General features: G+C 72.1%; 4 protein-coding genes. 3 read left to right on the forward strand and 1 reads right to left on the reverse strand.

All coding sequences use genetic code 11. The features are described 5' to 3' along the window. Positions 1-9: 9 nt before the first annotated feature. Genes AC07Q9_RS23790 through AC07Q9_RS23800 form a run of 3 tightly spaced genes read left to right on the forward strand, consistent with a single transcriptional unit; the run spans position 10 to position 18,254 of the window. On the forward strand, positions 10-3,105 hold the full coding sequence (locus tag AC07Q9_RS23790) for a non-ribosomal peptide synthetase (protein ID WP_495311993.1): 3,096 nt from the start codon (positions 10-12) through the stop codon (positions 3,103-3,105). Next, the gene (locus AC07Q9_RS23795; protein ID WP_495311994.1) at positions 3,102-10,865 is read left to right on the forward strand and encodes an amino acid adenylation domain-containing protein; all 7,764 of its coding nucleotides are present in this window, start codon (positions 3,102-3,104) and stop codon (positions 10,863-10,865) included. Before AC07Q9_RS23790 ends, AC07Q9_RS23795 begins: the two co-directional genes overlap by 4 nt. Then, entirely contained in the window at positions 10,866-18,254 is a 7,389-nt protein-coding gene (locus AC07Q9_RS23800) for an amino acid adenylation domain-containing protein (RefSeq protein WP_495311995.1), read from the forward strand. It begins immediately after the preceding gene. A gap of 96 nt (positions 18,255-18,350) precedes the next feature. Here the strand turns inward: AC07Q9_RS23800 and AC07Q9_RS23805 are convergent, their stop codons facing one another. Then, complete coding sequence (locus AC07Q9_RS23805; RefSeq protein ID WP_495311996.1) at positions 18,351-20,798, reverse strand: TonB-dependent siderophore receptor; 2,448 nt, start codon at positions 20,796-20,798, stop codon at positions 18,351-18,353.

Consider the following 20,798-nt stretch of genomic DNA (forward strand, 5'->3'; position numbering starts at 1 on the left):
ATGACGACCATGACCGACCACTTCGACGACACGACCTTCCCGCTGAGCCCCGAACAACGCGCGGTGCCGGCCGATGCGCCGCGCCTGCTGCTGCGCGCCGACATCGAGGGCGGGCTCGACGCTGCGCGCCTGTGCGACGTGGTGGCGCGCGTACTGGGCGCGCACGGCGCGCTGTGCAGCGCCATCCGCGCGGTGCCGGGCTACCGCGGCCTGCGCCAGCAGTACACCGACGGGATGACGCTGCTGGCCTGGGCGGACGCAGACCTGCGCGATGCGCCTGAAGCTGCCTTGGCCGACTGGCTGGCGAACCTGCAGGCCGCGCCGCTGGACATCGCGCGCGGCGAGATGGTCCGTGCCGGGCTCGCGCGCACCGGTGAGGCGCGCCACACGCTGGCGCTTTCCGTTCACGCCTGGGTCGGCGACCGGGGCAGCCTGCAGCACCTGTTCGACCAGATCGCCACGGCCTTTGCGGACGCGAACGGCTTCGATGCGGCCGAGGTGTTCCCGTATGCACGCTTCGTGACCTGGCGCCAGGACCTGCTCGACGGCGAAGACGCCGCCGAGGGACGCGCCTACTGGCAGCGCTACCTCGCGCAGGCGTCCTCGCTCACGCCGCCGCGCCTCGTCGGCCGGCAAGCTGCTGTCGCGCAACAGGCCGCGCGCGTGCAGGCCGAAGAATCCATCGACGCCGGTTTTGCAGGCCGCATTGCCGCCTGCGCCGACACGCTGGGCGCACAGCCCGACGCGCTGCTGCAGGCCGTCTGGTGGCTGCTGCTCGCGCGCCTGGACGGCACCGGCCGTTTCGTCGCCGGCTGGCAGCACGACTGCCGCCGCGACTACCCGCCGATGCAGGGTGCGGTCGGCGTGTTCGACAAGGTGCTGCCGCTCATCGTCGAGACCGCGCCCGAGACGCGCTTTGCCGACTGGTTCGACAACGTCGACGGCACGCTGGCCGCGCATGTCGAGGCGCAGGAGTACTGGGCCGTCGATGCACAGAGCATCGGCGCGCACCTCGCGGTCGGTTTCGCGTGCCACGAGCGGCCGCGTCGCCATGGCGTCGATCCGCAATGGCAACTGGCTGCGTTGCCGGGGCCGCTGTCGACTTTCGAACTCGCCTTGCAGATCGCATGGGATATTGATGGCGCCGCGCTCTCGGTGCATGCCGATGCCGCGCGCCACAGCGAGGTGGCGGCGCAGCGCCTGCTGATGCAATACCTTTGCCTGCTGGATGCCATCGTCGAACGCCCCGGCACTGCGCTCGGTGCGCTGCCGCTGGTCGGTGTGCGCGAGCGCGAGCTGCTGCTGCAGTCGCAAGAGGCCGTGGCCGATGTCGGCACACAGACGGTCACCCAGCGCATCGCCCATTGGGCTGCCGAAACGCCCGACGCGCCCGCGCTCGAAGCGGGCGAGCAACGCCTGAGCTACCGCGAACTCGACCAGCGCATCGGTCGCATCGCCCACTGGCTGCAAGGGCAGGGCGTGACGCCCGGTGCGATCGTCGCGCTGAACCTGCCGCGTGCGCTCGACCTGCCGGTGGCGATCCTCGCCGTCTGGCGCACCGGCGGCGCCTACCTGCCGCTCGACCCCGACTGGCCCGAGGCGCGTCGCGCGGCGGTGCTGGCCGATGCGAAGCCGGTGTTCACCATCGACGCCGCATTGCCCGATGCGACCACGCTGCCCGAAGCGAAAGCCGCGTCGCACATCGCCACACCGAGTGACCTCGCCTACGTGCTCTACACCTCCGGCTCCACCGGCACGCCCAAGGGCGTGGCCGTCGAGCAGGGCCAGCTGCAGAACTACGTTGCAGCCGTCTCGGCCGCGATGCAGCTCGACACCTGCCGCCGCTGGGCGCTCACCAGCTCGGTGGCGGCCGACCTGGGCAACACCGCGCTGTTCGGCGCGTTCCACAACGGCGCCTGCCTCGTCGTGGCGGCGCCGCACGAGGCCAAGGACGCCGAGGCTTTCGCGCGCTTCATGCGCACGCACGCCGTCGACGCGCTGAAGATCGTGCCCTCGCACCTCGAGGCGCTGCTCGAAAGCGCCACGCCCTGCCTGCCGCGCACGCTGGTGCTGGGCGGCGAGGCCGCGCCGCGCGCGCTGGTCGAGCGCATCGCGCGGCTGGCGCCGCAGTGCGCCATCTACAACCACTACGGGCCGACCGAGGCCACGGTCGGCGTCATGGTGCATGCCGTCGAACCCGGCGCGCCGGTGCCCGAGCAGCTGCCGCTGACGCGCGTGCTCGCGAACAACCGCGTGCGCGTGCTCGATGCGTCGCGCGGCCTCGTGCCGGCGGGTGGGCTGGGCGAGGTCTACATCGGTGGTGCGCAGCTGTGCCGCGGCTACCTGAACCGCGCGAACGCTGACGTGTTCGTCGCCGACCCGTTCCTCGCAGGCGAGCACCTCTATCGCACGGGCGACCTCGCGTGGGTGCTGCCCGAAGGCGGCCTGCGCCTGGCGGGGCGCGCGGACCACCAGGTGAAGGTCCACGGCTACCGCGTCGAGCCAGCCGAGGTCGAGGCGGCGCTGCTGGCGCGGCCCGGCGTGCGGCAGGCGGTGGTGCTGGCCGTGCCCGATGCAGCCGGTGCGACCACGCTCGCCGCCTTCTTCGTCGGCGACAGCGAGGCGGCCGACGGCCGCGCGCTGCGCGAGCAAATCGCCGGGCTGCTGCCCGCGCACATGGTGCCCGCGAGCTGCACGGCCGTGAGCGCCTTCGCGCGCCTGCCGAACGGCAAGATCGACCGGCTCGCGCTGGCGGCCTCGGCTCCGGCCGAAGCGCCGCAGCGTGCAGTGAAGGCCCCGCGCGACGCGCTCGAAGCGCTGCTCGCCGACGGCATGGCCACGCTGCTGGGCAGCGGCCCGGTCGGCGTGGAAGACGACTTCTTCGAACTCGGCGGCCACTCACTGCAGGTCATCAAGCTGGTCGCTCGCATCCGTAAGCTGCTGCAGGTCGAGGTGGCGGCCGGCGTGGTGTTCGATCACCCGACGCCGGCGGCGCTCGCCGCCGTGCTGCGCGAGGCCAGCGCCGATGCCGTCGCGCTCGAACAGCTGGCGCAGACGCACCGGCAGCGCGACCTCGCCGACGAAGCCGTGGGCGAGGCCGCATGAGCATCGCCATGGACGAGATCACCCGCACCGTGCACGACGGCCAGGCGGTGCCGCTGTCGTATGCGCAGGAGCAGCTGTGCTTCTTGCAGAAGCTCGAGCCCGGGCTCACGGCCTACAACCTGCCGCGTGTGTTCCGGCTGACCGGCGCGCTCGACGCCGATGCGCTGGAACGCGCGTTCCAGGCGGTCGTTGCGCGCCACGCGATCCTGCGCACGCACTTCGACGAGCACGACGGCGTGCCGATGCAGGTGGTGCAGGCCGAGGTGCCGTTCGCGCTGGAGCGCATCGACCTCTCGGACCAGGGCGCCGAAGCGCAGCAGGCCGCGGTTGATGCACTCGTGCGCCGCACCGCGACGCATGTGTTCGACCTGGGCCGCGCGCCCGCGCTGGTGGCGCGGCTCGCGAAGTTGGCCGACGACCGGCATGTGCTGACCGTCTGCCTGCACCACATCGTGTCCGACGCCTGGTCGAACCCGATCCTGGCGCGCGACCTCGGCGCGGCCTACGCGCTGGCGCTGCGCAGCGGCGGCCCGGTGCAGCTGCCACCGCTGCCCGTGCAGTACGCCGACTTCGCGGTGTGGCAACGCGCCCGCGTGCAGGGCGGGGCGCTCGCGCCGCAGCTGGACCACTGGAACCGCCACCTCGGCGACGAGGTGCCGTCGCTCGACCTGCCGACTGACCGCGCGCGCCCCGCGCAGCAGACCTTCGCCGGCACCGCGCTGGGCTTCGAGCTGCCGCCGGCCCTCGCGGCGGCGCTGCAGGCCTTCTGCCGCGCCGAACGCTGCACGCCGTTCGTCGTGCTGCTCGCGGCCTGGCAGGTGCTGCTGTCGCGCTGTAGCGGGCAGGACGACTTCGCCATCGGCGTGCCCAACGCAGGCCGCCACCGCGAGGAGGTGCAGGACCTGCTGGGCTTCTTCATCACCACGCAGGTGTTCCGCGCGCGGCTCGCGCCCCGGCGCACGCTGCGCGAGGTGTGCCGGCAGGTGCGCGCCGACGCGCTGGCCGCGCTCGACCATGCCGACCTGCCGTTCGAGGTGCTGCTGGCCAGCCGCAAGGACCGCCGCGATCCCGCGCGCAGCCCGCTGTTCCAGGCCATGTTCGGCGTGCAGATGGCCGGCGAGGCCGTCGCGCTCGACTTCGCGGGCGTGCGCGCCGAGCTCGAAGAGTTCGACGACGCGGGTGCCAAGTTCGACCTGTCGCTGGACTTCTACATCGACCCGCACGGCGTGCGCGGGCGGCTCGAATACAACACCGACCTGTTCGACGCCACGACGGCGCAGCGCCTGGTGCGCGCCTACCAGCGCGTGCTGCAGGCGATGTGGGACGACCCCGACCGCGTGCTCGCGAACCTCGTGCTCACCGATGTGGACGACGAGGCGCGGCTGCGTGCGTGGAGCGAGAACCTGCCGCACCGCCCGTACATGCAGCCCGTGCACCGGCTCATCGAAGCGCAGGCACGTCAGCAGCCGGAGTTGGTGGCGCTGGTGTTCGGCGACACGGTGCTGCGCTATGGCGAACTCGACGCGCGCGCCAACGCGCTCGCGCATCGTTTGATCGGCCTCGGTGTGCGGCCCGACATGCCCGTGGGCATCGCTGCCGAGCGCAGCCTCGAGATGGTGGTGGGGCTGCTGGCAATCCTGAAGGCCGGCGGCGCCTATGTGCCCATCGACCCCGAGCTGCCGCGCGAACGCATCGCCTATATGCTGGAAGACAGCGGCGTGACCCTGCTGCTCACGCAGTCGCACCTGCGTGAAGCGTTGCCAGTGGCGGCGCATGTGCAGTTGCTGGCATTGGATGCGCTCGACTTGTCCGGCGAATCCACAGCGTGCCCGCAGGTCGCACTGCATGGCGAAAACCTCGCCTACGTGATCTTCACCTCGGGCTCCACAGGCCGCCCCAAGGGCGCGGCCAACCGCCACAATGCGCTGTACAACCGCCTGGCCTGGATGCAGGACGCCTACACGCTGGGCGACGCCGACACCGTGCTGCAGAAGACGCCGTTCGGCTTCGACGTGTCGGTGTGGGAACTCTTCTGGCCACTGATGCAGGGCGCGCGCCTTGTCGTCGCTGCGCCTGGCGATCACCGCGAGCCGGCACGCCTGGTCGAGCTGATCCGCACGCACGGCGTGACCACGCTGCATTTCGTGCCCTCGATGTTGCAGGCCTTCCTGGCGCACGACGGCATCGAGGCCTGCACCAGCCTGCGGCGCATCGTCTGCAGCGGCGAGGCGTTGCCCGCCGAGGCGCAGGCGAAGGTGTTCGAGCGCCTGCCGGGCGCGGGGCTCTACAACCTCTACGGCCCGACCGAGGCGGCCATCGACGTGACGCACTGGACCTGCCGCGCCGACGGGCTGAACCACGTCGCCATCGGCCGCCCCATCGCGGGCTGCAGAACATATGTGCTCGACGCGGGCCTGAACCCGGTGCCGCCGGGCGTGGGCGGCGAGCTGTACCTGGGTGGCATCGGCCTGGCGCGCGGCTACCTGCACCGGCTGGGCCTCACGGCCGAGCGTTTCGTCGCCGACCCCTTCAGCGACAGCGGCGAGCGCCTGTACCGCACGGGCGACCTCGTGCGCTGGCGCGACGACGGCCAGCTGGCCTACCTGGGCCGCATCGACCACCAGGTGAAGGTGCGGGGCTTTCGCATCGAACTCGGCGAGATCGAGGCGCAGCTGCTGGCGCAGCAGCAGGTGCGCGAGGCCGTCGTGGTGGCCGACGAAGGCCCGGGCGGCACGCGGCTGGTCGGCTACGTATCGCCGCAGCCCGGTGCGGCGGTGGATGCGGCCGTGCTCAAGGCGCGCCTGGCCGAGGTGCTGCCCGAGTACATGGTGCCGGCGCTGCTGTGCGTGCTGCCGGCCCTGCCGCTCAACGCCAACGGCAAGATCGACCGCAAGTCGCTGCCCAAGCCCGAGCGCGGCGGGGCGCAGGCCTACGAAGCGCCCGAGGGCGCGGTCGAGCAGGCGCTCGCCACCGTCTGGGCCGAGGTGCTGGGCCTGCCGCGCGTGGGCCGGCAGGACAACTTCTTCGAACTCGGTGGCGATTCGATCCTGAGCCTGCAGATCGTGTCGCGGCTGCGCACGGCGGGCTGGAAGCTCACGCCGCGCCAGATGTTCGAGCGCCAGACCGTCGCCGGGCAGGCGGCTGTGGCCGAGCCCGTGGGCGCCGCGGTGCAGGCCGAGCAGACCGCAGCCGAAGGCGAGGTGCCGCTGCTGCCGTTCCAGGCCGCGTTCTTCGAGGCCGACATGCCCGAGCGCCACCACTGGAACCAGTCGCTGTTGCTGCAAGGCCGCGAGCCGCTGGCGGTGCCCGCGCTCGAAGCCGCGCTGGCGGCCGTGGTGCAGCACCACGACGCCTTCCGCCTGCGCTTCCATCGCGCGGGCGATGGCCGATGGAAACAGGCCTACGAGGCTCTGCCGGCGCGCTGGCGCGAGGAATGGCTCTGGGTGCGCGATGCAGCGAATCCCGCGCAGATCGCCGCGCTGTGCGACGAGGCGCAGCGCAGCCTCGACCTCGCGCACGGGCCGTTGCTGCGTCCGCTGGTCATCCGCCTGCCCGGCGGCGACTGGCGCCTGCTGCTGGCGGCGCACCACCTCGTGGTCGATGGCGTGTCGTGGCGCATCGTGCTCGACGACCTGGCCACCGCGTACGCGCAGTGCCGCGACGGCCGGCCCGTCGTGCTGCCGCCGAAGAGCGCCAGCCTGCAGGCCTGGGCGCGCGCGCTGCAGGGCGAGGCTGCCGCGATGGGCGGCGAACTCGCGCACTGGCAGGCCTTCGCCGACGTGCCGTTCGCGCTGCCTTGCGCGCGGCCCGAGGGCGTGAACACCGTGGCGCGCCGCGCCAGCATCGCGTGGCAGCTCGACCGCGCGCGCACGCAGGCACTGCTCAAGACGGCGCCGGCCGCCTACCGCACGCAGGTCAACGACTTGCTGCTCACCGCGCTCGGGCGCGCGCTGTGCGGCTGGAGCGGGCACGCGCAGCTCGCGATCCTGCTCGAAGGGCACGGCCGCGAAGACATCCTGCCGGCGGAGAAGGCACTCGATCTGTCGCGCACCACCGGCTGGTTCACCAGCCTGTTCCCCGTGCGGCTCGATCCGCTGGGCGCGTGGGGCGATGCGATCAAACGCGTGAAGGAAGACCTGCGCCGCGTGCCGCAACGCGGGCTCGGTCATGGCGTGCTGATGCACTTGGGCGCGGACGCACAGCAACGGGCACTGCGCGCGCTGCCGCGCCCGCAGCTGGTCTTCAACTACCTGGGGCAGGTCGACGGTGCGGTTGAGGCTGCATGGTCGCTCGCATCCGAAGACGCCGGCGAACCCGTCGCGGCGAGCGCGCCGCTGCTGCACGAATTCAGCGTCAACGCGCAGGTGCGCGACAGTGCGCTGCAACTGACCGTGGACTTCAGCGCGGCGCGTCATGCATCCGACGACGTGCAGGGCTGGGTGAATCGCTTCGGTGACGAACTCGAGGCGCTGATCGCGCACTGCACGTCGGGTGCTTTCGGCGTCACCCCGTCGGACTTCCCGCTGGCCGGGCTCGACGCCGCGCAACTCGATGCGCTGCCGTTGCTCGTGGCGCAACTCGAAGACCTCTACCCGCTCTCGCCGATGCAGTCGGGCATGTTGTTCCACAGTCTGGTCGATGCGCAGGGCGAGGCCTACATCAACCAGCTGTGCATGGACATCGACGGCCTCGATGCCGAGCGCTTCCACGCGGCATGGCAGCGCGTGCTGGCGCGCCACGAGATCCTGCGCAGCGGCTTCCTGGCCGACGGCGCCACGCCGCTGCAATGGGTGGCGCGCGGCGCGGAGATGCCGTGGGCGGTGAAAGACTTGCGCGAGAGCGCCGACATGCAGTGCGCGCTGGCGCGGCTGGCCGCGTCGCAGCGCGCGAACGGCTTCGACCTCGCGCGCCCGCCGCTGATGCGCATCGCGCTGGCGCGCACGCAGGCGCAGCGGCATCACCTCGTCTGGACCTACCACCATCTGCTGCTCGACGGTTGGAGCGTGGCGCAGCTGCTGGCCGAGGTGCTGCGCAGCTATGGGGGGCAGGCCGGCGAGCCTGCACCCGGGCGTTTCCGCGACCACATCGCGTGGCTCGCGGCGTGCGACGCACAAGCCGGCGAGGCGCACTGGCGCCGCGTGCTGGCCGGCGTGGAAGAACCGACGCGCCTGGCGACCGCGCTGGTGCCGCCGGTGGCACCGCGCCCCGGCAAGGCCCGCCAGCGCCTGGCCTTCGACATCGACGCCACGCGCGGCCTGCGCGAGGCCGCGCGCGCCGCGCACGTCACGCTCAACACCTTCGTGCAGGCCGCCTGGGCGCTGCTGCTGGGCCAGCGCACGCGCACCGGCACCGTCGTGTTCGGCGCCACCGTCGCCGGCCGCAACGCCGAGATGCCGGGCGCCGAGCGCATGCTGGGCCTGTTCATCAACACGCTGCCCGTGGTCGCGCGCCTGCGACCCGGCCAGCCCGTGGGCGAATGGCTGCGCGAACTGCAGGCGGCGCAGGTCGCATCGCGCGAACACGAGCACACGCCGCTGCACGAGATCCAGGCCTGGGCCGGGCTGGGCGGGCAGGGGCTGTTCGACACGCTGGTGGTGTTCGAGAACTACCCGGTCGATGCGGCCTTGCGCGGAGACGCGGCGGCCGGCCTGAGCTTCGGCGCGGTGCATACGCAGGAAGAAACCTCGTACCCGCTGACGTTGATGGTGCACGACGATGCAGCGCTGCACATCGACCTCGTGCATGCGCTCGACGTGTGCGACGAAGCACAGGCCACGGCCCTTGTGGGCCAGTTGCGCGCGGCGCTGCTGGCGCTGGCCGGCGATGCGGCGCAGGTCGTGGGCCAGCTGACGTTGGCCGATGCGGCCGAGCGCGAGCGGTTGTCGTCATGGTCGCGCGGTGCATTCGCACCGCAGGCGGTCGTGCCCGTTCACCACCTCATCGAACAGCAAGCGAAGGCGAACCCCGACGCACTGGCACTGGTCGCAGCCGAGCATCGCCTCACCTACGCCGCACTCAACCGCCTCGCCAACCGCTGGGCGCACCGGCTGATCGCGCAGGGCGTGCGGCCCGACATGCCGGTCGCGATCGCCGTCGATCGCTCGGCCGAAACCGTCGTCGGCCTGCTCGCCGTGCTCAAGGCCGGCGGTGCGTACGTGCCGCTCGACCCGGCGTTCCCGCCCGAGCGGCTGGCCTACATGGTCGAGGACAGCGGCGCTTCGCTGCTGCTCACGCGCCGCGCGCTGATGCCGCGCCTGCCCGACGCAGCGAGCGTGCAGCGGCTGGCCTTCGACCTCGACGCGGCCGACGACGGCATGGCCGCCTGGCCCGACCACGACCCGGCGGTGCCGGTGCATGGCGAGCAGCTGGCCTACGTGCTCTACACCTCAGGCTCCACCGGCCGACCCAAGGGCGTGGCGATGCGCCACGACGCGGTGGCGCGCCTCATCGCGTGGCAGCTGCAACGCCTGCCGGGCGCGAGCCGCACGCTGCTGTTCGCGTCGCCGTGCTTCGACGTGGCGTTCCAGGAAATGGTCAGCGGGCTGGCCGGCGGCGGCTGCCTCGTGCAGACGACCGACGCGCAGCGGCTCGACCTCGATGCGCTCGAGGCGTTGGTGCACGGAGAAGGCGTCGAACGCATGTTCCTCACCTTCTCGGTGCTGCAGCATTTCGCCGAGCAGTCGCTGGCCTCGGGCCGCCGGCTGCCGGCGCTGCGCCAGGTCATCACCGCGGGTGAGCAGCTCAAGCGCACGCCCGCGCTGGCCGAGTGGCTGGCGCGCGAATCGCAGTGCCGGCTCGTCAACCAGTACGGGCCGACCGAGACGCATGTGGTGAGCGAGTTCGTGCTCGACGGCGCAGGCGACGAAGACCTGCCACCCATCGGAACGCCCGCATCGAGCGCGCGGCTGCATGTGCTCGACGCGCAACTGAACCCCGTGCCCGTCGGCGTGGCCGGCGAGCTGTGCGTCGGCGCCGAGGTGCTGGCGCGCGGCTACCTGCACCAGGCCGGCCTGACGGCGCAGCGCTTTGTCGCCGATCCGTTCGATGGGCACGGCGGGCGGCTCTACCGCACCGGCGACCTCGTGCGCTGGCGTGGCGACGGCCAGCTCGAGTACCTCGGCCGGCTCGACCACCAGGTGAAGGTGCGGGGCTTTCGCATCGAACTCGGCGAGGTCGAGGCGCAGCTGCTCGCGCAGCCCGGCGTGCGACAGGCCCTGGTGCTGGCGCAGGAAGGGCCGGGCGGTGCGCGGCTGGTGGCCTATGCGGCCGGCGCCGAAGGCCAGCCGCTGCGCCCCGCGGTGCTGCGTGCGGGGCTGGCGGCGGCGCTGCCCGACTACATGGTGCCGAGCGTCATCGTCGCGATGCCGCAGGGGCTGCCGCTGAACGCCAACGGCAAGGTCGACCGGCAGGCGCTGCCACCGCCCGAGGCGGCGGAAGAGCGCGCCCACGTGCCGCTGCAGGGCGCCACCGAAACCGCGCTGGCTGGTCTGTGGGCGCAGGTGCTGGGGCTGTCGCGCGTGGGGCGCGGCGACAACTTCTTCGAGCTCGGCGGGCATTCGCTCGCGGTGCTCAAGCTGCGCCAGCAGGTCAAGGCGCAGATGGGCATCGACCTGCCGCTGCAGCGCTACTTCGAGTTGCCCGACCTGGCGGCCTGCGCGCAGGCGCTCGACGCGCAAGGGCCGGCGCAGGCGCAGCAGGCCGCGCAGGCCGAGAGCGATCTCGATCGCATGGATGCATTGTTGGAAAGTCTGGGGGGTTGAGTGAGCAGTAGCGAACGCAGTAGGGCCATCGCCCAACGGCTGGCGGGTTTGCCGCCGGCGCGGCAGAAGGAATTCATCGCCGCGTTGCGTGCGCAGGGCATCGATTTCGGCCGCCTGCCGATCGTGCCCGACCCGGCCGCCGTGCCCGGTGCGCCGCGGCCCGCCTCGTACGCGCAGGCGCGCCAGTGGTTCCTCTGGCAGATGGACCCCGAAAGCACGGCGCAGCACATCACGGCCGCACTCACGCTGCATGGCGCGCTCGACTGTGGGGCGCTGCGCGCGAGCCTGCAGGCGCTGGTGGCGCGGCACCCGTCGCTGCGCACGCGCTTCGGCGTGAGCGACGACGGCGTGCCGCAGCAGACCGTGTCGCCCGAGGCGGTGCTCGACCTGCGCGAAGCCGATCTGCGCGCCCACCCCGCGCAGGTGCGCGACGAGGCTGCGCGCCTTGTGCGCACGCCCTTCGACCTGGCGAACGGCCCGTTGCTGCGCGTGGGCCTGCTGCGCACCGGCGAGACCGCGTACCTGCTGGTGCTGGTGATGCACCACATCGTGTCGGACGGCTGGTCGATGCAGTTGCTGGTCGACGACTTCGGCGCGCTGTACCAGGTGCACCGTCAAGGGAACGACGCCGCCGTGCCGCCCGCGCCCGCGCCCGCGCCCGCGCTGCAGTATGCCGACTACGCGGCCTGGCAGCGCCACTGGCTCGAAGCAGGCGAGGGCGAACGCCAGCTCGCCTACTGGACCGAGCGGCTCGGTGGCGAGCAGCCGCTGTTGCAATTGCCCGCCGACCGCGCGCGTCCGCCGCAGGGGCCGTACCTCGCCGCACGCCATCGGCTCGAACTGCCGGATGAGTTGACGCAGGCGCTTCGCCGCCGCGCGAGCACCGAGGGCGCGACGCTCTTCATGGTGCTGCTGGCCGGTTTCCAGGCGCTGCTGCACCGCTACACGGGACAAAGCGACATCCGGCTCGGCGTGCCCGTGGCCAACCGCGACCGGCCCGAGACGGCCGGCATCCTCGGCCTGTTCGTCAACACGCAGGTGCTGCGCGCCGAGCTGGCCGGCCACACCACACTGGCCCAGGCGCTGGCACAGGCGCGCGAGGCGGCGCTGGGCGCGCAGGCGCACCAGGATCTGCCGTTCGAACAGCTGGTCGAGGCGCTGCAGCCCGAGCGCAGCCTGAGCCACCCGCCGCTGTTCCAGGTGATCTTCAATCACCGGCAGCAGGACCTGGGCGCGCTCGACCGGCTCGAAGGCCTGCGCATCGAGCCCTGCGAACTCGACGAACAGGCGGCGCCTTTCGAACTTGCGCTCGACACGCTGGAGCAGGTCGACGGCACGCTCGGCCTGAGCTTCACCTATGCCCGCGCGATCTTCGAGCCCGCCACCATCGAGCGCATGGCCGCGCACTACGTCGCGGTGCTGCGCCAGCTGGCCGACGACCCGTCGCGCACGCTGCGCGACGTGGCGCTGCTCGGTCCGCAGGAGCACGCCCAGCTGCGTGAATGGGGCGAGGGCCGGGACACGGCCTGGGACGAGGTTCCAGTGCACCGGCTCGTCGAGCGCCAGGCCGCGCTGCGGCCCGAGGCCACGGCGCTGATCGTCGACGGCGTGCCGATGTGCTTTCGCGACTTCGATCGGCGTGCCAACCGGCTCGCGCACGCCCTCATCGCGCAGGGCGTGCGGCCCGAGGACCGCATCGGCCTCGCGGTGGAGCGCTCGCCCGAGATGGTGGTGGCGCTGCTCGGCGTGCTGAAGGCGGGCGCGGCCTATGTGCCGCTCGACCCCGACTACCCGCCCGAGCGGCTCGACTTCATGGCGGCCGACAGCGGCGTGCGGCTGCTGCTCACGCAGGCGCGCGTGCGCGAGCGGCTGGGCGCGTCGATGCAGGCGCTGCCCGCGCTGCTGCTCGATGGCGGCGTGCTCGACAGCGGGCCCGAAGACGCACCCGATGTCGCGGTGCATCCCGGGCACCTGGCCTACGTGATCTACACCTCGGGCTCCACCGGCCAGCCCAAGGGCGTGGCCGTGGCGCATGGCCCGTTGAGCATGCACATCCAGACCATCGGCCGCGCCTACGGCATGACGCCCGAAGACCGCGAGCTGCAGTTCGCGTCGATCAACTTCGATGGCGCACACGAGCGCATCTGGACGCCGCTGGCCTTCGGCGCCACGCTGATGCCGCGCAGCCAGGAGCTGTGGACCGTGCACCGCAGCCGCGAAGAGATGCGGCGCCACGGCATCACAGTGGTCTGCTTCACGCCGGGCTACCTGCAGCAGATGGCCGACGAGCTCGGCGAGGACGGGCGCGTGCCCACGCTGCGCTCGTACACCGTCGGCGGCGAGGCCATGGGCCGCGTGGCCTGCGAGCGCGTGATGCAGACGCTGCAGCCGCCACGCCTCATCAACGGCTACGGCCCGACCGAGACGGTGATCACACCGACCATCGCCAAGGCCTATGCCGGCACCACCTTCGACGCGGCCTACCTGCCCATCGGCGCACCCGTGGGCGACCGCCGCGCCGTGGTGCTCGACACCGACATGAACCTGGTGCCGCCCGGCATGGCCGGCGAGCTGTACCTCGGCGGTGCGGGGCTGGCGCGCGGCTACCTGAACCGAGCGGGCCTGAGCGCCGAGCGCTTCGTGGCCGACCCTTTCGATGCGAACGGCGGGCGCCTGTACCGCACGGGCGACCTCGTGCGCTGGCGCGCCGACGGGCAGCTCGAGTACCTGGGGCGGCTCGATCACCAGGTGAAGGTGCGTGGTTTCCGCATCGAACTCGGCGAGGTCGAGGCGCGGCTGCGCGCGCAGCCCGGCGTGCGCGAGGCCGTGGTGGTCGCGCGCGAGCGTGCAGGCGGTGCGCTGTTGCTGGCCTACGTGTCGAGCCTCGACGCGCAACGCCCGGTCGAGGCCTTCACGCTGCGCGACGGGCTGGCGCAGGTGCTGCCCGAGTACATGGTGCCGTCGGCGATCACGGTGCTCGCGGCGCTGCCGCTGAACGCCAACGGCAAGGTCGACCGCGCCGCGCTGCCCGAGCCCGTGTTCGCTGCTACAGCCGACAGTTGGGAAGCGCCGCAGGGCGCGGCCGAGGAGGCGATGGCCGCCGTGTGGGCCGAGGTGCTGGGCGCGCCGCGCGTGGGCCGCAACGACAACTTCTTCGAACTCGGCGGCCACTCGCTGCTGGCCATGCAGCTGCTCGAGCGGCTGCGTCGCCAGGGCTTCGGTGCGCAGGTGCGCACGCTGTTCCAGAACCCGCGCTTCGCCGACTTCGCGCGCGCCACGCTGGAGGCCGGTGCCTCGCCGCGCCCGGCGCCGGTGGTGCCCGACAACGCGATTCCCAACGGCTGCACCTGGCTCACGCCGCAGATGCTGCCGCTGGTCGCGCTCGACGACGCGCAGCTGCGCCGCATCGAAGCCGCCGTGCCGGGCGGCGCGGCCAACATCCAGGACATCTACCCGCTCGCGCCGCTGCAGGAAGGCCTGCTGTTCCATCACCTGATGCAGGCCGAGGGCGACGTCTATGTGCAGTCGCTGCAGATGCGCTTCGACAGCGAGGCGCGGCTCCACGCGTTCATGGACTGCCTGAACCGCGTCATCGTGCGCCACGACATGCTGCGCACCGCCGTACTGTGGGAAGGGCTGGCGGAACCGGTGCAGGTGGTGCACCGTCATGCGCCCGCCGAGATCGAATGGCTGGCTATCGACGCCGCTGCAGGCGACGTTGCCGCGCAGCTCGAAGCGCATGTGCGCCCCGGCCACTACCGCCTCGACGTGCGCCGCGCGCCGATGCTGCGCGCCATCGCCGCGCACGACGCGGCGGGCGGTGGCTGGCTGCTGCAGTTGCCGAGCCACCACCTGGCGCTCGACCATGTGTCGCGCGACCTGCTGGTCGAGGAGATCACGCTGCTGCTGCAGGGCCGCGCCGACGCGCTGCCCGCTCCCGTGCCATTCCGCAGCTTCGTCGCGCAGGCGCGGCTCGGTGCCGACGTGGCCGAGCAGGAGACGTTCTTTCGCCGCATGCTCGGCGACGTGCGTGAACCGACCGCGCCCTTCGACCTGTTCGATGCGCGCGGCGACGGCACGGCCGTGGAAGAAGCGCACCTCGAACTCGACGCGGCATTGGCGCAGGCCGTGCGCACGCAGGCGCAGCGCAGCGGCGTGAGCGCGGCCACGCTGTTCCACCTGGCGTGGGCGCTGGTGCTGGCCAAGACCACGGGCAAGGACGACGTGGTGTTCGGCACCGTGCTGTTCGGCCGGCTCGCAGGCGGCGAGGGCGCGGGGCGCGCGCTCGGCATGATGATCAACACGCTGCCGCTGCGCGTGACGCTGGGTCGCAGCCATGCACTGGCCTGCGTGCGCCAGACGCACGCCGCGCTGGCCGGCCTGCTGCACCACGAGCACGCGAGCCTGTCGCTCGCGCAGCGCTGCAGCGCGGTGCCCAAGGGCACGCCGCTGTTTTCGACGCTGCTGAACTACCGCTATGTGGCGCAGGCGCCCGAGGCGGGTGCCGATGCCGGCGGCTGGGAAGGCATCGAGACGCTCGGCGCGCAGGAGCGCTCGAACTACGCCTTCGCGCTGTCGGTGAACGAACGCGCCGACGGCTTCGCGCTGACCGCGCAGATCGATGCATCGGTCGGTGCCGCGCGCGTGTGCCAGTACATGCACGACGCGGTGCGCCGCGTGGCCGACGACCTCGCGCAAGCGGCCACGCACCCCGTCGTGGCCTTCGACCTGTACGCGGCCGACGAGGCGCAGCGCCTGCAGGCCTGGGGCGAGAACACGCCGGCCTACCAGCACACTCCGCCGGTGCATGTGCTGGTGGCACGCCAGGCCGCACTGCGGCCCGAGGCCACCGCGCTGATCTTCGGCGACCGCACACTGAGCTACGCCGCACTGGAGGCGCGTGCCAACCGGCTGGCGCACCACCTCGTGCGCGCGGGCGTGCGGCCCGAAGTGCGCGTGGGTCTTGCGATGCGGCGCTCGGCCGACATGGTCGTGGCGCTGCTCGCGATCCTGAAAGCGGGCGGCGCCTACGTGCCGCTCGACCCGGCGTATCCGCCGCAGCGCCTGGCCTACATGGTGGAAGACAGCGGCGTCGCGCTGCTGCTGGCCGACGATGCCGCCGTGCTGGACCGTATCGGCCTGCCCGGTGTGAAGGCCCTGACGCTCGACACGCTGGACCTGTCGAGTGGCCCGTCACATGACCCCGGCGTGGCGGTGCACCGCGACCACCTGGCCTATGTGATCTACACCTCGGGCTCGACCGGCAAGCCCAAGGGCGTGGCCGTGGCGCACGGCCCGCTGGCCATGCATGTGCAGTCCATCGGCGAGGTCTACGGCATGACGCCGGAGGACCGCGAGCTGCAGTTCGCGTCGATCAACTTCGACGGCGCGCACGAGCGCACCTGGGTGCCGCTGGCCTTCGGCGCGGCGCTGATGCCGCGCGACGAAGAGGTCTGGCCGGTGGAGCGCACCTGCGCCGAAATTGCCCGCCACGGCATCACCATCGCCTGCTTCACGCCCGGCTACCTGCACCAGATGGCCGAGCTGATGGGCGAGGCCGCGAGCCGGCTGCCGATTCGCTCCTACACCGTGGGCGGCGAGGCGATGCCGCGCACCAGCTTCGCGCTGGTGCAGTCGGTGCTGAAGCCGCCGCGCATCGTCAACGGTTATGGGCCGACCGAGACGGTGATCACGCCGATGATCGCCAAGGCCGCGCCGGGCGAGGGTTTCGACGCGGCCTACATGCCCATCGGCCGCCTCGTCGGCGACCGCACGGCCTACGTGCTCGACGGCGCCATGAACCAGGTGCCGCCCGGCGTGGCCGGCGAGCTGTACCTGGGCGGCGACGGTCTGGCGCGCGGCTACCTGCAGCGCGCGGGCCTGAGCGCCGAACGCTTCGTGGCCGACCCCTTCGGCGCGCCGGGCGGCCGGCTCTACCGCACGGGCGACCTCGTGCGTTGGGAGGCCGATGGGCAGATGGCCTACCTGGGGCGCATCGACCACCAGGTGAAGATCCGCGGCTTTCGCATCGAACTCGGAGAGATCGAGGCGCAGCTGCTGGCGCTGCCGCAGGTGCGCGAGGCCGTGGTCGTCGCCAGCCACGGCGCGGGCGGCGCGCGGTTGGTGGCGTATGTCTCGCCGCTGGCGGGCGAGCGCATCGAGCCTTCGCAGCTGCGTGCCGGCCTCGCGGCGCTGCTGCCCGAGCACATGGTGCCGGCCGCCATCGTCGTGCTCGACACGCTGCCGCTCAACATGAGTGGCAAGGTCGATCGCCATGCGCTGCCGGCGCCGGTGTTCGCCGGCGGCGACGGCTACGACGCGCCGCGCGGCAGCGCCGAGCAGGCGCTCGCGCGCATCTGGTCCGAGGTGCTGGGCGTGGCACGCGTGGGCCGCGACGACAACTTCTTCGAACTCGGCGGCGATTCGCTGCTGAGCCTGAAGGTGATGGCGCAGGCACGGCGCCTGGGCCTGCCGGCGCTCGATCTGAAGCTGCACGACTTCCTGCGCGCGCCGACCATCGCGGGGCTGCTGGGCGGGCGTGCCGAGGCGCCGTCGCTGGTGGCCCTGAACGCCGTGGTGCCCGGCGCGGCGCCGCTGTTCTGCCTGCACGCCGCGCTGGGCACGGTGTACGACTACGCGCCGCTGGCGCGCCGCCTGCAGGGCGTGCGCACCGTGTACGGCCTGCCGTGCCGCATGCTCGCCGATCCCGCGCACCGCGACGTGTCGCTGGCGCGCATGGCCGACGACTACGCCCGCATGCTCCGTGGCGTGCAGCCGCAGGGGCCGTACCACCTGCTGGGCTGGTCGCTCGGCGGCGCGCTCGCGGCGGCCGTGGCCGCGCGGCTCGAGGGCGCAGGGCAGGCCGTGGCGTTCCTCGGGCTGGTCGATCCCTATGTGCCCGAGCCCGACGCGCCTTTGCAGACGGTGGACGACGATGGCCGCCGCGACTTCGCCGACTTCGTCGCCTCGGCCTGGCCTGCGGCGCGCCTGGACGGGCTGCTGGACATCGACGACTTCGTCTGCGACGAGGCGACGGTGGCTGCGCTGATCGCGCAGGCGCGTGCCAAGGCGCAGGCCCGTGGCGATGCGCTGGAGATGCCGGCGCACGCGAACCTGCCCGACGACGAGCTGGCCCGCATCTTCCTCGTGAGCCAGCAGCTGAAGGCGATCGAGACCGAGGCGCTCGTGCCGCTGCGATGTCGCGCCGAGTGCTGGTGGATCGCACGGCGCCCGGCGGCGGACCGCGCCGCGCTCGCGCTGCAACTGGGCCGGCCGGACCTCGCGAGCGCCGCGGCGCTCGACGAGGACCACCACGTGATCCTGCGCAGCCCGGTGTTGTTGACGCAACTGGGCGAGCGACTGGGCGAGGCCGAAGCCCTCGCGGCCTGAGACCCGGGCATAAAAAAACGCACGACCCGGCAGCCGGGTCGTGCGTCAAGGGCACCCTTCTGCCGGTGCCGCCCTATTTCATTTCGTTGGTGCGTGTCAGAGCTTGTAGCTGAGCTTCAGCCAGGCGTTGCGCGGGTTGCCCTGCGTGTAGCCGTTGTAGGCGCCCAGGCCGTTGTAGTAGCGCTTGTCGCCGAGGTTCTCGATGTGCAGCGAGGCGCTCAGGCGGTTGTTGATGTCGTAGCGCGCCATCAGGCCGAACAGCGTCAGGCCGCCTTGCGAGGCGCGGCCGAGTTCGTTGAACTCGTCGTAGTAGATGCCGCTCTGGTAGCTCACGCTGCCGCCGACGGTGAGCTTGCTCCACTCGCCCGGCAGGCGGTAGCTGGTGGCCACACGGAACAGGCGGCGCGGGTACTGCGGGTTCAGCAGCACGCCGTCGGCATCGCGCTTGGCGTGGTAGGTGTAGCCCGCGAGCATCTGCAGGCCCGGCAGCACCTCGCCGGCGGCGGTGAGCTCGAAGCCCTTGCTCTTGGCGCCCTGCACCGCGCGGTACGGAATGCCGCCGTCGGGCAGCAGCGAGCCGGCGCCGGTGTCGATCACGGCCAGGTTGGTCTCGCGCGTCTTGAAGATCGCGGCGCTGGTGTTGAGCTTGCCGCCGAAGTGCTCGCCCTTCAGGCCCAGCTCGATGTTCTTGCCGCGCTGCGGAGCGATGAGCGAGTTGTTGCGGTCGCGCACCGTGTTGGGCTGGAAGATGTCGGTGTAGCTGCCGTACAGCGAGAGTTCCTTGCTCACGTCGAACACCACGCCCAGGTAGGGCGTGACCACGCCGTTCTCGCGCATCGAACTCACGCCGGTGCGCCGCCAGGTGGTCCAGTCGAGCGTGGACGCATCGGACTTGTACCAGGTGCCGCGCGCGCCGACGATGAGCGACAGCGGCTCGGCCAGCTTCAGGCGGGTCGAGGCGTAGATGGCTTTCTCGGTGGTGTTCAGCGGCGCCGTGTACAGCGGGTACGAGAAGGAGGTCGGCTCGGGGAAGCTCTGCAGCTGGTAGAAGTTCAGCGGCCGGCGGTCGATCATGCGCGGCACGGCGCCGCGCGTGTACACGGTGGCGTCGTAGGTGTTGTAGCTCATGCCCACCACGGCCTCGTGCGTCTGGCCGAAGGCCTCGAACGGGCCCTTCAGGTGCACGTCGAGGGCCTTGTTGGCGCCTTCGGCGGGGTTCTCGCGGATGTCGATGGTGGAGGCGCCGGTGCGCGCGTTGATTGCGCGGTAGATGCTCAGGTCGCCCGAGGCGCGCTCGCGTTTGCTCTTGAGGTAGCTGGCGTCCACCTTCAGCTGCCAGCCCGCGCCCAGGCGCTGGTCGAGGTTGGCGAACACCTTGTCGGAGTACATGTCCCAGTAGCTCCACGGGGCGCTGGAGTTGAACGAGCGCGGCAGGTTGGTGCGTTGGCCGTTGCTGAAGAACAGCGGGCTCTGGCCGTAGTTGGCGCCGTCGATGGCGGTCTTCTGGTGCTCGAAGCCCACCGACAGGCGCGAGCCCGCCGCGAGGTCGACTTCGAGAATGCCGTACAGCGCGTCTTCGCTGCGCTTCTTGTTCTCGATGAAGCTCTTGCCGTCGGTGCGCGAGGCCATGAAGCGGCCGCGCACGGTGCCGTCGGCGTTGAGGGGGCCGCCCACGTCGATCTCGGCGTTGTAGCGGCTCCAGCTGCCGATGCCGCCCGAGATGTGGCCGGCGAATTCGGAGGTCGGGCGCTTGCGCACGAGGTTGATGGCGCCGCCAGGCGAGCCCACGCCGTTGAGCAGGCCGGCCGCGCCGCGGATCACCTCGACGCGGTCGTAGAAGGCGGTGCTGATCATGCTCGACTCGCCAGCCACGCTGTTGAAGCCCAGCGTGGGCACGCCGTCGATCATGGTGCTCAGGGCGAAGCCGCGCGAGGAGAAGGTCACGCGCTCGTCGTTGCGGTCGGCCACGATGCCGGGCGTCTGGCGCAGCACGTCCTCGAGGGTGACGAGGTTCTGGTCGTCGATCTGCTGGCGGCCGATGACGCTGACCGACTGCGGCGTCTCGCGCAGCGACAGGTCCATGCGCGTGGCGCCGGCGGCGGCGCGCGTGGTGTACGAGCCCGTGCCTTCGGTGGTGCCGTCGGTGGCGGCCTGCGCGGCCACGGTCACGGCCGGCAGCGTGGAAGCGCCGGCCGTAGATTGGCGCTGGATGGTGACACGCGTGGGGCCGTTGCGCACCGCCACCAGGCCGCTGCCGGCCAGCAGCCGGTCGAGCGCCTGCTGGAAGCTCAGGCGGCCCGACACGGCCGGTGCGGCCAGGCCCGAGACCACGTCACCGGCGGCGAGCACCTGCACGCCGGTCTGGCGCGACAGCTCGTTGAGCGCGGCGCCCAGCGGCTGGGCGGGGACGTTGATGTCGCGTGCTTGTGCAGCGGCCTGGTCGGCGCCCTGGGCGGCGGCGAGGCCGCTCCAGCTGGCAAGGGCGGTTCCGAAGGCCGCGGCAAGCGCGGCGCTCAGGAGTTGGTGGCGAGGCGAGAAACGCAT

The organism is Variovorax sp. GW821-FHT09A10 (genome assembly GCF_059418385.1).